Source organism: Serratia sp. EC4, from assembly GCF_059652115.1.
Map to the genome: position 1 here is coordinate 1080197 of NZ_JBNIDE010000001.1, position 12524 is coordinate 1092720.

The window sequence follows — 12524 nt, forward strand, 5'->3', positions numbered from 1 at the left end:
GTTTGCGGCCAGTTCGACGCGCTACTTGCCCAAGGCGACCAGCTGCGCCGCCGCGGCCAGCGCCGCCTCGCGCGGCGTGCCGGCTTCGTCCCGCTGTATCAATTGCAGCATCGCCACGAGATGGTCGCGGTCGATCGCCTTGTTTTCTTCAATCAACCGCCGCACCGCGCGCCCCACTTCCTGATCTACCTGCTCTCTGCGTTGATCGTCGGTATCCATCGCCTGCTCCTGTTCAGTTGGAAAGTTGACGGCGGCTTGCCGCTCCACCTCACCCTAGCCGCAATGCGACTTTATGCCAATGCCTGACGCAATACCACTTATTCAGATAGGTTATAAATATATAATCAATTTCTCTTTTATTCAGCCCAAACGTACTCTTAGCAGCAAGAAACAGACTGAAGGACTGACTTTTATGGCGACTGATACCACTCACACTTACCCCGAGCGACGCTTTCCGCTGTTCGGCCTGCCGCGGCTGGTGCCGGGGCTGGCGCTGACCGGCGCGCTCACCGCGCTGGCCGTCTGGGCCGGCGATATTCCCTGGGTGGCGGAGCTGGGGCTGGGGGCGCTGACGCTGGCGATCCTGCTCGGCATTCTGGTGGGCAACACGCTGTACCCCCGCTGGCAAACCGTTTGTCACGGCGGCGTGCAGCTGGCCAAACAGCGCCTGCTGCGTTTGGGGATTATTCTTTACGGCTTCCGGCTGACCTTTCAGCAGATCGCTGACGTGGGCGCCAGCGGCATTATCATCGACGCGCTGACCCTGATCACCACCTTCCTGCTGGCCTGTTGGCTCGGCAAGAAAGTGTTCGGCATCGACAGCCAGACCGCGATACTGATCGGCGCCGGCAGCAGCATTTGCGGCGCGGCGGCGGTGATGGCCACCGAGCCGGTGCTGAAGGCCGATTCCAGCAAAGTGGCGGTAGCGGTCTCGACCGTGGTGGTGTTCGGCACCCTGGCTATCTTCGTTTACCCGTGGCTGTATCAGTTGAATGAACACTTCCAGTGGCTGCCGTTCAGCCAGGAAACCTTCGGCATCTACGCCGGCTCCACCATTCACGAAGTGGCTCAGGTGGTCGCCGCCGGGCACGCCATCGGGCCGGACGCCGAAAATGCGGCGGTGATCGCCAAGATGATCCGCGTGATGATGCTGGCGCCGTTCCTGCTGCTGCTGTCGGGCTACATCAGCCGCGGCAGCGCAGGCAAGGCGGAAAAATCCGCCATCACCATTCCGTGGTTCGCCGTGCTGTTTATCGCCGTCGCCGGGCTGAACTCCTTCAACCTGCTGCCGGCCACGCTGGTGCGCCATCTGATCACCGCCGACACCTGGATGCTGGCGATGGCGATGGCGGCGCTGGGGTTGACCACCCACATCAGCGCCGTGCGCCAGGCCGGGGTGAAACCGATTCTGTTGGCGACGCTGCTGTTCGTCTGGCTGCTGGTCGGCGGCGGCGCGATAAACCAACTGGTGCAACACCTGCTGTAATCGCCCTCGGCGGCCCGCTTCGGCGGGCCGCCGCTTTTCGCCATTCAATCCGCCCGCCATCAATGCCATAATGTCACCGATAACACAGGAGAATGAAGATGAAGTTTGTCGGTGCACATGTCAGCGCGTCAGGCGGCGTGGATCAGGCGGTTATCCGCGCGCACGAATTGGAGGCGACCGCGTTCGCCCTGTTCACCAAAAATCAGCGTCAATGGAAGGCCGCGCCGCTGGCCGCCGACGTTATCGATAAGTTCAAGAGCGCCTGCGCCCAGTACGGCTTCGGGCCGGGGCAGATCCTGCCGCACGACAGCTACCTGATCAACCTGGGCCACCCGGTGGCCGAGGCGTTGGAAAAATCGCGCGAGGCGTTTATCGACGAGCTGCAGCGCTGCGAACAGCTGGGGCTGACGCTGCTGAACTTCCACCCCGGCAGCCACCTGCTGCAAATCGATGAAGACAAGTGCCTGGCGCGCATCGCCGAATCGATCAATATCGCGCTGGACAAAACCGCCGGCGTGACGGCGGTGATCGAGAACACTGCCGGCCAGGGCAGCAACCTGGGCTTCAAATTCGAACACCTGGCGGCGATCATCGACGGCGTGGAAGACAAAAGCCGCGTCGGCGTCTGCATCGACACCTGCCACGCCTTCGCCGCCGGGTACGATCTGCGTACCGAAGAAGACTGCGAGCATACCTTCAAGCAGTTGGGCGACATCGTCGGCTTCAATTACCTGCGCGGCATGCACCTGAACGATGCCAAGAGCGAGTTCAACAGCCGCGTCGACCGCCACCACAGCCTGGGGGAAGGCAACATCGGCAAAACGGTGTTCAGCTACATCATGCGCGATCCGCGTTTCGACAATATCCCGCTGATTCTGGAAACGGTAAACCCGGACATCTGGGCGGAAGAGATCGCCTGGCTGAAGGCGCAGCAGTAACGCGGCGCCCAAACGACAAAACCGGAGCCTGGGCTCCGGTTTTTTTATGGCTGGATCGCCGTTACGCCACGCTGGCCGCCGGTACTTCAGCACGTTTCAGCAGGGCATAAGCCACCCCGGCCAACAGCGTGCCGGCGGCGATCGCCACCAGGTACAGCAGCACCGGCGAAATCGCGCCCGGGATCAGCAGCACGAACAGCCCGCCGTGCGGCGCCATCAGTTTGGCGCCGAACGCCATCGACAGCGCGCCGGTCAGCGCCCCGCCGGCGATGCAGCACGGCAGCACGCGCATCGGATCGCGGGCGGCGAACGGAATCGCCCCTTCGGTGATGAAGCACAGCCCCAGCACCAACGCCGCCTTGCCGCCTTCCTGTTCGGATTTCGGGAACTTGCGGCGCGCCAGCAGCGTCGCCAGACCCATCGCCAGCGGTGGCACCATGCCCGCCGCCATGATTGCCGCCATCGGCGCATACACCGAGGAACTGAGCAGCGCCACGCCGAATGCATAGGCCGCTTTGTTCACCGGGCCGCCCATATCGGTGCACATCATGCCGCCGAGGATTGCCCCCAGCAGTACGGCGTTGGCGGTGCCCAGCGATTGCAGCCAATGGGTCAGGCCTTCCATGATTTTCGCCACCGGCGTGCCGACCACGTAAATCATGATGAGACCGGTGATCAGGCTGGCCACCAGCGGAATGATCAAGATGGGCTTCAGCGCTTCCATACTCTGCGGCAGACGCAGCTTGCTGCTGATCGCCTTGGCGACGTAACCCGCCAGGAAACCGGCGATGATGCCGCCGAGGAACCCGGCGCCGGTGCTCACCGCCAGCATGCCGCCGATCAGGCCCGGCGTCAGGCCCGGACGATCCGCGATGGAAAAGGCGATGAAACCGGCCAACACCGGCACCATCAGCGCGAAGGCGGAGCCGCCGCCGATCTGCATCAGCGCCGCCGCCAACGTGCCTTTGACTTCAAACGCCTTGATGCCGAACACGAAAGACAGCGCGATACACAGGCCGCCGGCCACCACCATCGGCAGCATGTAGGACACGCCGGTCAGCAGGTGACGATACGGGCCGTTGCCCTCTTTCTTCTTCGCCGCCGGCGCCGCGCCGCCGCGCTGCTGCGGCTGGAACACTTCAGCTTCGGCCAGCGCCTTGTCCAGTTCCTGCGCGGTTTTCTTCAGCGCCAGGCCGGTGGAAGTACGATACATCGGTTTACCGGCAAACTTGTCCAGATCCACCTCGATGTCCGCCGCGACGATCACCAGATCCGCCGCCGCCACTTCTTCCGGGGTGATGGCGTTACCGGCGCCCACGGAGCCGCGCGTTTCCACTTTCACCCACCAGCCGCGTTTCTTCGCTTCACTTTCAATGGCTTCGGCCGCCATAAAGGTGTGCGCCACGCCGGTTGGGCAAGCGGTGATCGCCACGATGCGTTTTTGCCCATCGGCTTTCACCGGCGCCGCCGCCTGCGGCGCCTGATAGGTTTCAGCTTCGGCCCTGGCGCGCGCCAGAAAAGCGTCCGGTTCACGCACCGCCTGTTCTACATCGCCCACATACACCAATTTGCCGTTCAGCCCGGCGTCAGCAGGGGCAGCCTGCCCCGCCACCGCCACCAGTTCGGCGTCCTGCAGCGACTCGACCAGCGTCAGGCCGGTTTTGGCCGCGGCGGCCTCCAGCATGCGTTTCGCCAGGTGGCCACGGGCCTGCCCCAGCGAACTGTCTACCATCAGCAGCGTTTTCATTCTGCCTCCTGCTATTGATTGAAAGGTTTCAGATCGACGCGCGCCATCATCGCGGCCAACTGGGGACGATCGGTCACGCCGACGTTGCTCTGGCTGACCGCCAGCGCCGCTACCGCCGTGGCCAGACGCAGAGTGTGTTCGCTGGATTCGCGCATCAGCAGGCCGTAAATCAGACCGCCTACCATCGAATCACCGGCGCCCACGGTGCTGACCACCTCACAGGACGGCGGTTTGGCGATCCAGGCGCCGGATGCGTTAACCCACAGCGCGCCTTCCGCGCCAAGGGAGATAACCACGTGGGCAATGCCCTGCTCGCGCAGCGCATGCGCGGCCTCGACCACGTCCGCCAGCGTCGGCAGCGGGCGACCGGCCCAGATTTCCAGCTCGCGGCGGTTCGGTTTGACCAGCCACGGCGAGGCCTTCAGCCCGGCGACCAGCGCTTCGCGGCTGCTGTCGAAAATGATGCACGGGCACTTGGCGCGCAGCTGGGTCATCCAGTCGGTAAAGGCGTCGGGATCGACGCCGGCCGGCAGGCTGCCGCTCACCGCCACCATGTCAAATTGGCCCAGCCAGCTCAGCGAGTCGCTGACGAAGCGATCCCAGTCCTGCGGCGTCACTTCGAAGCCGGAGAAGTTGAAATCGGTCACTTCGCCGTCTTTTTCCGTCAGCTTGACGTTGATGCGGGTGCGCCCCGGCACCACCTGAAAGCGGTTGGCGATCCCCAGATCGCTGAACAGCAGCTGGAAACCGTCCTGATTGTCTTTGCCCAGGAAGCCGCCGACGGTGACGTCGATGCCCAAATCCTTCAACACCTTGGCGACGTTGATGCCCTTACCGGCGGCGTGCAGGCCGGCGGTTTTTACCCGGTTGACTTCCCCGCGCTCGATCTGCGGGCAGAAACCCACCAGATCGTACGCCGGGTTCAGGGTGATCGTTGCTACTCTTCTGCTCATGCTGCGCCCTCGCCCAGTCCTTCATTAATCGCTTCGCCTATCGCCTTCAGCGCGGCTTCAGCATCTTCTCCATTGGCGGTAAAGCGCAGGTGATGCCCTTTCTTCACGCCCAGCGCCACCACCTTCATCAGGCTGCGCCCGTTGGCCGGCTTGCCGCTGCCGTCCAGGTTGGTGACGGTGATGTCACTGTTGAAACTTTTGATCACGTTGACCAGCGCCGTGCCCGGCCGCGCGTGCAGACCATGCTCGTTGCGGATCACGAATTCGGCGCTCAGCACGCTGCTTTCCTCAGCCACTTCACTGGTCAGCAGCGCCAGCACCCCGGCGGCATCCGCCTTCAGCAAACGTTCAGCTTTACTGGCCAGCAGCAGATCGCTGAGGTAGTTGAGCACCGCCAGCGGCTGCGCGTCGGCGACCGACACCGTAAGCAGCAGCGCCACCGGCTCGCCGTCTTCCACGAAAGCCTGCGCCGGGCGGCTGACGGTGGCCGCGCTGGCCAGGTTGCCTTCGACGCTGTCGCTCAGCCAGATGCCCTGCCCCAGGTTCAGCGGCTTGCGGGTGATGACATCACTGACGAACTGCGCGTTGACCGCGCCGGCCTTTTGCAGCCGGCCGGCGTTCAGCGCCTGCAGCGTCATCAGGCTGTCGGCGGCGACGTCGAGCGCAATCAGCGAGACGTCGAACTGGAATTCGGCGCTCTGCTGTTCGCCCATCAGCAGGCTGCGCAGTTCCTCCGCAGAGGTGGTTTGCGCCAGCCGCTCCGCCACGCTGTCATCGCTCAGGACGTGAGTGAGCTGGCGCAGCAGCGCCAAATGCTCGTCGGAGCGGGCGGCGATGCCGATCGCCACATAGGCGGTCTGGCCTTCGCCCCACGCAATGCCCTGCGGGAACTGGAACACCTGCACGCCGGTTTTCAACACCAGATCGCGAGTATCGGTGGTGCCGTGCGGAATGGCGATGCCGTTACCCAGATAGGTGGACGTCTGCAGTTCGCGCTGCAGCATGCCGTCCACGTAGCCGGCGCTGACGCAGCCGGCGTCGGTCAGGGCGGCGGCCACCAGGCGGATGGCCTCTTGCTTACCGTCGGCAACGGCGCCCAGATGAATGTCTTGCGGTGACAACTGGAACATGATTCTCCTCTCCTGCTGAATTGAATCGTTTCAGCTTCATTGAGAAAAAGGAGCGTTATCCGTTCGCCACAAGCGGCCGGACAACGCTGAAACGTTTCAAGGAGTGTGTGAGCTGCACAAGACGAAAGCAAGCTTTCTCCCTTTCGCCATTGCAGATTTTTGAGCTTACGCACACTTTCATCGGCGCATTGGTCAGCGCCGGGGCAAAATGACATACTGTGCTGAAACTTTGCTGACGGAGAAAAGCATGAACGTAGTGACGGGCGTCGGGGTGATCATCGTCAACCCACAAGGTGAGATTTTGTTGGGCAAACGCTGCGGCTCCCACGCGCCCTTTTGGTCGATCCCCGGCGGACATCTGGATGCCGGTGAAACCTTCGAGCAGTGCGCCCAGCGCGAAATCGCCGAAGAAACCGGGTTGATCATCGATCCGCCGCACTTCGTTGGCGTCAGCAACAATCTGCAAACCTGGCGCGCCGAAGGCAAACACACCGTGTCTATCTGCCTGCAGGTGGATCACCCCGGCGGCGAAGCCGAGCTGAAAGAACCCGAAAAATGCGCCGAATGGCGTTGGTGCGCGCCAGACTCTCTGCCGGAACCCCATTTCGAAGCCAGCCGCACAGCGATCCGCCTGTGGCTGAGCGGCCAGGCCTATCTGCCCACGGCCTGACCCATCGCGAGCGCGCGCTGCGCTCGCTTTCCCTGCTGCACCGCCCCACCGCTATATAATTTAGAACATAACGCTATTTTTTGCGATATACGCCATTTTTTTGACTACGGATAACCCTATGGGGTTAACCCTCTTCTATCATTACCCCTGCAATCGACGTGGCATTCTGACCTCCGGTCGGTGGCCTTTTGGCAAGATTTTATTTTAAATTCATAATTATAAGCGGGTTTACCATGAGCAAAAAACTGACTGGCTTTGAAAAAAAGCGCCGGTGGGGATGGCTATGGCTTTTGCTGCTGGGGATTATCCTCGGCGCGGCGCTGTTGGCCGGGACTGCCACCGTCTTCCATAAAACCAGCGATACCGCCTTCTGCGTTTCCTGCCACACCATGCAACAGCCGCTGGCCGAATATCAGGGCAGCGTCCACTTCCAAAACACCAAGGGCATCCGCGCCGAGTGCGCCGACTGCCACGTGCCCCATCAGCCGATCGACTACCTGTGGACCAAGATCCGCGCGGTGAAAGACATTTACGGCGAGATGGTCGGCACCATCGATACGCCGGAAAAATACGAAGCGCACAAGCTGGCGATGGCGCAGTCGGTCTGGAAAACGCTGAAAGAGAACGACTCGGCCACCTGCCGCTCCTGCCACAGCTACGACGCCATGGACATCACCGCCCAGCGCCCTGAGGCGCGCCTGCAGCACCCGGTGGCGATCAAACAGGGCGAGACCTGCATCGACTGCCATAAGGGCGTGGCCCACATCCTGCCGGACATGAGCGGCGAAACCCAGGCCGGCGCCGCCGAGCTGGCGAAGGCCGCGGCGTTGACCGCCCCGGGCGCCACCACCCTCTACACCATCGCCACCGAACCGTTCTTCCTCGGCGCGGACGACAGCCATAACGCCGGCAACCTGATGCCGTCCACCGAAGTGCAGGTGGTGAAACAGGAGGGCGACAAGGTGCTGGCCACCGTGAGCGGCTGGCAACAAGACGGCGTCAGCGAAGTGTTTTACGCCGCGCAGGGCAAGCGCATCCTCAGCGTGCTGCTGGGTGAGGACGCGCGCCAACAGCTGAAGACCGCGTCGACTCAGACCGATGCGGAAACCGGCCTGGTCTGGCATCAGGTTTCTTTGCAGGTGTGGCTGCCGCGCAAGCAGCTGATCGACGATCAGCAAAAAATCTGGCGTTACGCCGCGGACATGATGTCGGCCAACTGCACCGGCTGCCACGGGCTGACCGCGCTCGATCGCTTCAACGCCAACCAATGGATCGGCGTCATCAAAGGCATGGCGCCGCGCACCTCGCTGACGCAGGAACAGCTGCGCGTGCTGACGCAATACGTACAAAAACACGCCAGCGACATGCCACCTGCCGCACCGGCCAAGCTTTAAGGGAGAAGCGCAATGAGCAACCAACAACCGTTAAAAATGAGCCGCCGCCGCTTCCTGACCGGCGCCGCCGCGCTGACCGCCGCCCCGCTGCTGGCGGGCTTATGGCCCAAAGCGGCGCTGGCGCAGGCCATCAGCGAAGCGCTGCCGCAGTTCATCGTCTTGCGTCAGGCGCAAAAAGGCATCCTGACCGGCGCCCACTGGGGCGCGTTTGAGGCCATCGTGCAGGACGGCAAGATGGTCGGCGTGCAGCCGGTGCAGGACGATCCGTATCCCAATGAGCTGATCACCATGGCGCCTTATCAGGTGCACGCCGAGAACCGCATCAAATACCCGATGGTGCGCAAAAGCTGGCTGGAAGGCGGCCCCGGCAGCCGCACCGAGCTGCGTGGCCGCGATGAGTGGGTGCGCGTCAGCTGGGACAAAGCGACCGAGCTGGTGTGCAATGAGATCGTTCGCCTGCAGAAAGATCACGGCCCGCAGTCGATCTACGCTGGTTCCTACGGCTGGAAAAGCGTCGGCATGCTGCACAACAGCCGCACGCTGCTGCAGCGCCTGATGAACCTGACCGGTGGTTTCCTCGGCTACGCCGGCGACTACTCCACCGGCGCGGCGCAGGTGATCATGTCGCACGTGGTCGGTTCGATGGAGGTCTACGAACAGCAGACCGCCTGGCCGAACGTGATCGAAAACAGCGAGTTGGTGATCCTGTGGGGCTGCAACCCGATGGTCACGCTGAAGAACAGCTGGAACGTGCCGGATCACGTCGGCCAGACCGGCTTCGAAGCGCTGAAGAAGAAAGGCACCCGGGTGATCAGCATCGATCCGGTGCACAATGACAGCGCCAAGTTCGTCAATGCGCAGTGGATCGCCCCGCGCCCTTACACCGACGGCGCCATGCTGATCGGCATCGCCCACACGCTGCTGACCGAGAAGCTGCATAACCCGGACTTCCTGAAAACCTATACCGTCGGCTTCGACAAGTTCCAGGCCTACCTGCTGGGCGAGAACGACGGCGTGGCGAAAACCGCCGAATGGGCGGCCGACATCAGCGGCGTCGATGCCGACACGCTGCGTGCGTTGGCGCGCGAGATGGCGAAGAGCCGCACCATGATCATGGGCGGCTGGGGCATTCAGCGTCAGCACCACGGCGAACAGCAGCACTGGCTGTTGGTGACGGTGGCGGCGATGCTAGGCCAAATCGGCCTGCCGGGCGGCGGCTTCGGCTTCAGCTACCACTATTCGTCCGGCGGCAGCCCGACCGCCAAGGGCGGCATCATCGCCGGCATCTCCGCCGGCAATGCGCCGAAGAACTCGCCGGCGCCGATCCCGGTGGCGCGCATCGCCGAATGCCTGAGCAATCCGGGCAAAACCATCGACTTCAACGGCGCCAAGGTCACCTACCCCGAGGTGAAAATGGTGTATGTGGCGGGCGGCAACACTTTCCACCAGCATCAGGACACCAATAACCTGGTCAAAGCCTGGCAGCGGCCGGACACCATCGTGGTCAACGAGCCTTACTGGACCGCCACCGCCAAGCATGCCGATATCGTGCTGCCGGCCACCACCAGCTACGAGCGCAACGATCTGGAAATGGGCGGCGACTATTCGCAGCTCTACGTGTTCCCGATGCATCAATGCGTGCCGCCGCAGCACGAATCGCGCAGCGACTTCGACATCTTCTCGGCGATGGCGGCCAGGCTGGGCGTGCAGGAAGCCTTTACCGAAGGCAAGGACGAAACCCAGTGGCTGAAAGGCATGTACGACGACATGAAAAACCAGGCGCGCGCCGCGCGGGTGGCGCTGCCGCCGTTCGACATGTTCTGGCAATCCAACAACTACGTGCGTTTCCCGGTGCCGGAGGCCAATAAGCAGTGGGTGCGCTTTGCCGACTATCGCGACAACCCGCTGCTGAACCCGCTGGGCACGCCGTCGGGCAAGATCGAGATCTACTCCGACGCCATCGCCAAAATGCATTATGCGGATTGCCCCGGCATCCCGACCTGGATGCCGCCGCACGAGTGGTATCGCGGGCCGGAAGCGGCCAAGTATCCGTTGTCGCTCAATACCGCGCACCCGACCAATCGGCTGCATTCCCAGCTCGACAATACGCCGCTGCGCAAGAAATACGCGGTGGCGGATCGTGAGGCGATCCTGATCCACCCGCAGGACGCGCAGCCGCGCGGCATCACCGGCGGCGATCTGGTGCGGGCGTTTAACGATCGCGGCCAGATCCTGGTGGGGGCGGTGGTCAGCGAAGACGTGCGGCCCGGCGTGGTGCGCATCAGCGAAGGCGCCTGGTTCGATCCGGCCGATCCGGCGCAGCCCGGCTCGCTGTGCAAGAACGGCAACGTCAACTGCCTGACCTTCGACATCGGCTCTTCCAGCCTGGCGCAGGGCAACTGCGGGCAGATGGCGCAGCTGCAGATCGAGAAATATCAGGGGCCGGCGCTGAAAAATACCGCACACGCGGTGCCGCAAGGCGCCTGATTTACCGGCAAGCAAGGGGGCGCGGCGCGCCCCTTTTTTCTCGTCGCCGCGCGACAGAGTCGCTTACTCTGCGCCGAGGGATAGCGGTTTGCGTTTCTTTTCAACGGGCGTATGATGCGCGCGAGCTCCCTTTTTCGACGAATTATCAACCGCCATGCCGACTTCATCCGCAGTAACGCGACGCACGCCCGATCTCACTTCGCTGGCCTTTTTGGCGGTGGCCTTCCTGACCGGCATCGCCGGCGCGTTGCAAACCCCGACGCTGAGCCTGTTTCTGGAAACCGAAGTCAAGGTGCGGCCGGTGCTGGTCGGGCTATTCTTTACCGGCAGCGCGGTGATCGGCATTCTGGTCAGCCAGTTTCTCGCCGGCCGTTCGGATAAAAAAGGCGACCGCAAATCACTGATCTTCCTCTGCTGCATGCTGGGCGCGTTGGGATTCACCCTGTTCGCCTGGAGCCGCAACTATTACCTGCTGCTGCTCGTCGGCGTGCTGCTCACCAGCTTCGGCTCCACCGCTAACCCGCAAATGTTCGCGCTGGCGCGCGAACACGCCGATCGTACCGGGCGCGAGGCGGTGATGTTCACCTCTATCATGCGCGCCCAGGTCTCGCTCGCCTGGGTAATCGGCCCGCCGATCGCCTTCGCGCTGGCGCTGGGATTCGGCTTCAAGACCCTGTATCTGGCGGGCGCGGCGGCCTTTGTGTTGTGCGGCCTGCTGGTGTGGCAGCGGTTGCCTTCGATGCCGAAAGCCGTCGCGACGGGCGCCCCGCTGGCCGCGCCGCGCCAGCATCGCCGCGATGCGCTGCTGCTGTTCGCCGCCTGCACCCTAATGTGGACCGCCAACAGCATGTACCTGATCACTATGCCGCTGTATGTGGTGCACGAACTGCGGCTGCCGGAGCGGCTGGCCGGGATATTGATGGGCGCCGCCGCCGGGCTGGAGATCCCGATCATGCTGCTCGCCGGGCTGGCGGCGAAACGCTGCGGCAAGCGTTTCCTGATGCGCGTGGCGGTGGCCGCCGGCGTGCTGTTCTACGCTGGTCTGCTGCTTATCACCGGCAGTGGGCAACTCATCGCTCTGCAGCTGCTGAATGCGGCGTTTATCGGCGTGCTGGCGGGGATCGGCATGCTCTATTTCCAGGATTTGATGCCCGGTCAGGCCGGCACGGCCACCACGCTGTTCACCAATACCATTCGGGTGGGTTGGATCATCGCCGGCGCCCTCGCCGGCGCGGTGGCGGAAATCTGGAGCTACCATGCGGTGTTTTACGCCGCGCTGGCGATGGCGGCAGGCGCGACGCTGTGTATGTGGCGGTTGAAAGACGCTTAAGGCGCGGTGTCCGCTTCCAGCCTGGCGAGATAAATCAGCGCCTGATCGCGGTGATCGTGGCACATGTCGCGGCTCGGCTGCAGGCTGCCGCACACCTTCGGCCGCAGCGGCGAATGAAACAGGCCGCAGCGCAGCCGCTCATCCAGATGAATGCAGCGGGTATTGGCGGGCTTGCCGTTTGGCATGCCGGGGATCGGGCTGGATATTGACGGCGCGATACAGCAGGCGCCGCAGTCGCTGCGACAGTCCATCAGCGCTACTCCTGGCGGGCTGGGGAAAAGAAGCGCGACAATAGCAGCCGCGTGCGGCCGCCGCCAGCAGAATCCCTGCGCCTTGGCGATCTTTACACTCGTCCCGCAACCGTCTTACCCCGGCCGATTCGCCGCATG

At 63.2% G+C, this 12524-nt stretch carries 11 protein-coding genes; 6 read left to right on the plus strand and 5 right to left on the minus strand.

Translation table 11 applies throughout. The features are described from left to right. Positions 1-21: 21 nt before the first annotated feature. The gene (locus tag ACP39K_RS05055; RefSeq protein WP_016926990.1) at positions 22-219 is read right to left on the minus strand and encodes a hypothetical protein; all 198 of its coding nucleotides are present in this window, start codon (positions 217-219) and stop codon (positions 22-24) included. 193 nt (positions 220-412) lie between these two features. Between ACP39K_RS05055 and ACP39K_RS05060 the strand changes: the two genes are divergently transcribed. Beyond that, positions 413-1486 (plus strand): YeiH family putative sulfate export transporter, encoded by a 1074-nt coding sequence (locus ACP39K_RS05060; protein ID WP_016926989.1) that lies wholly within the window; start codon positions 413-415, stop codon positions 1484-1486. Between the two features lie 98 nt (positions 1487-1584). Then, a complete protein-coding gene (nfo, locus tag ACP39K_RS05065; RefSeq protein WP_049205268.1) occupies positions 1585-2424 on the plus strand; it encodes a deoxyribonuclease IV in 840 nt (279 codons plus the stop codon). Positions 2425-2485: 61 nt separating this feature from the next. On the opposite strand, the gene fruA is transcribed toward nfo, so the two are convergent. From fruA to fruB, 3 genes are read right to left on the minus strand one after another with little or no spacing between them, the layout of a single operon-like run. Continuing rightward, positions 2486-4171, minus strand: a complete 1686-nt coding sequence (fruA, locus tag ACP39K_RS05070) for a PTS fructose transporter subunit IIBC (protein ID WP_033639847.1) — start codon at positions 4169-4171, stop codon at positions 2486-2488. A gap of 11 nt (positions 4172-4182) precedes the next feature. Next, positions 4183-5124, minus strand: coding sequence for a 1-phosphofructokinase (gene fruK, locus ACP39K_RS05075; protein WP_015378523.1), 942 nt, complete (start codon positions 5122-5124; stop codon positions 4183-4185). After that, positions 5121-6254 (minus strand): fused PTS fructose transporter subunit IIA/HPr protein, encoded by a 1134-nt coding sequence (gene fruB / locus ACP39K_RS05080; protein ID WP_033639846.1) that lies wholly within the window; start codon positions 6252-6254, stop codon positions 5121-5123. Before fruB ends, fruK begins: the two co-directional genes overlap by 4 nt. Before the next feature lie 247 nt (positions 6255-6501). On the opposite strand from fruB, the gene ACP39K_RS05085 reads away from it, so the two are divergent. The 4 genes from ACP39K_RS05085 (at position 6502) to ACP39K_RS05100 (ending at position 12135) form a co-directional block, all read left to right on the plus strand. Next, positions 6502-6924 carry a nucleotide triphosphate diphosphatase NUDT15 gene (locus ACP39K_RS05085; RefSeq protein WP_261267450.1) on the plus strand — a complete coding sequence of 141 codons (423 nt, stop codon included), beginning with the start codon at positions 6502-6504 and terminating at the stop codon, positions 6922-6924. A gap of 233 nt (positions 6925-7157) precedes the next feature. Beyond that, on the plus strand, positions 7158-8318 hold the full coding sequence (locus ACP39K_RS05090; protein WP_147827123.1) for a NapC/NirT family cytochrome c: 1161 nt from the start codon (positions 7158-7160) through the stop codon (positions 8316-8318). A 12-nt stretch (positions 8319-8330) separates the two neighbouring features. After that, positions 8331-10805 carry a trimethylamine-N-oxide reductase TorA gene (torA, locus tag ACP39K_RS05095; protein ID WP_016926983.1) on the plus strand — a complete coding sequence of 825 codons (2475 nt, stop codon included), beginning with the start codon at positions 8331-8333 and terminating at the stop codon, positions 10803-10805. A 154-nt stretch (positions 10806-10959) separates the two neighbouring features. Further along, the gene (locus ACP39K_RS05100; protein ID WP_497008334.1) at positions 10960-12135 is read left to right on the plus strand and encodes a sugar efflux transporter; all 1176 of its coding nucleotides are present in this window, start codon (positions 10960-10962) and stop codon (positions 12133-12135) included. On the opposite strand, the gene ACP39K_RS05105 is transcribed toward ACP39K_RS05100, so the two are convergent. Then, entirely contained in the window at positions 12132-12386 is a 255-nt protein-coding gene (locus ACP39K_RS05105) for a YkgJ family cysteine cluster protein (protein ID WP_015378527.1), read from the minus strand. The genes ACP39K_RS05100 and ACP39K_RS05105 overlap by 4 nt on opposite strands. Between the last annotated feature and the right edge of the window lie 138 nt (positions 12387-12524).

Bases quoted from the DNA above. Each gene is read 5' to 3' on its own strand.
- ACP39K_RS05055 (WP_016926990.1), bottom strand. From the start codon at position 219: ATGGATACCGACGATCAACGCAGAGAGCAGGTAGATCAGGAAGTGGGG.
- ACP39K_RS05060 (WP_016926989.1), top strand. From the start codon at position 413: ATGGCGACTGATACCACTCACACTTACCCCGAGCGACGCTTTCCGCTG.
- nfo (WP_049205268.1), top strand. From the start codon at position 1,585: ATGAAGTTTGTCGGTGCACATGTCAGCGCGTCAGGCGGCGTGGATCAG.
- fruA (WP_033639847.1), bottom strand. From the start codon at position 4,171: ATGAAAACGCTGCTGATGGTAGACAGTTCGCTGGGGCAGGCCCGTGGC.
- fruK (WP_015378523.1), bottom strand. From the start codon at position 5,124: ATGAGCAGAAGAGTAGCAACGATCACCCTGAACCCGGCGTACGATCTG.
- fruB (WP_033639846.1), bottom strand. From the start codon at position 6,254: ATGTTCCAGTTGTCACCGCAAGACATTCATCTGGGCGCCGTTGCCGAC.
- ACP39K_RS05085 (WP_261267450.1), top strand. From the start codon at position 6,502: ATGAACGTAGTGACGGGCGTCGGGGTGATCATCGTCAACCCACAAGGT.
- ACP39K_RS05090 (WP_147827123.1), top strand. From the start codon at position 7,158: ATGAGCAAAAAACTGACTGGCTTTGAAAAAAAGCGCCGGTGGGGATGG.
- torA (WP_016926983.1), top strand. From the start codon at position 8,331: ATGAGCAACCAACAACCGTTAAAAATGAGCCGCCGCCGCTTCCTGACC.
- ACP39K_RS05100 (WP_497008334.1), top strand. From the start codon at position 10,960: ATGCCGACTTCATCCGCAGTAACGCGACGCACGCCCGATCTCACTTCG.
- ACP39K_RS05105 (WP_015378527.1), bottom strand. From the start codon at position 12,386: ATGGACTGTCGCAGCGACTGCGGCGCCTGCTGTATCGCGCCGTCAATA.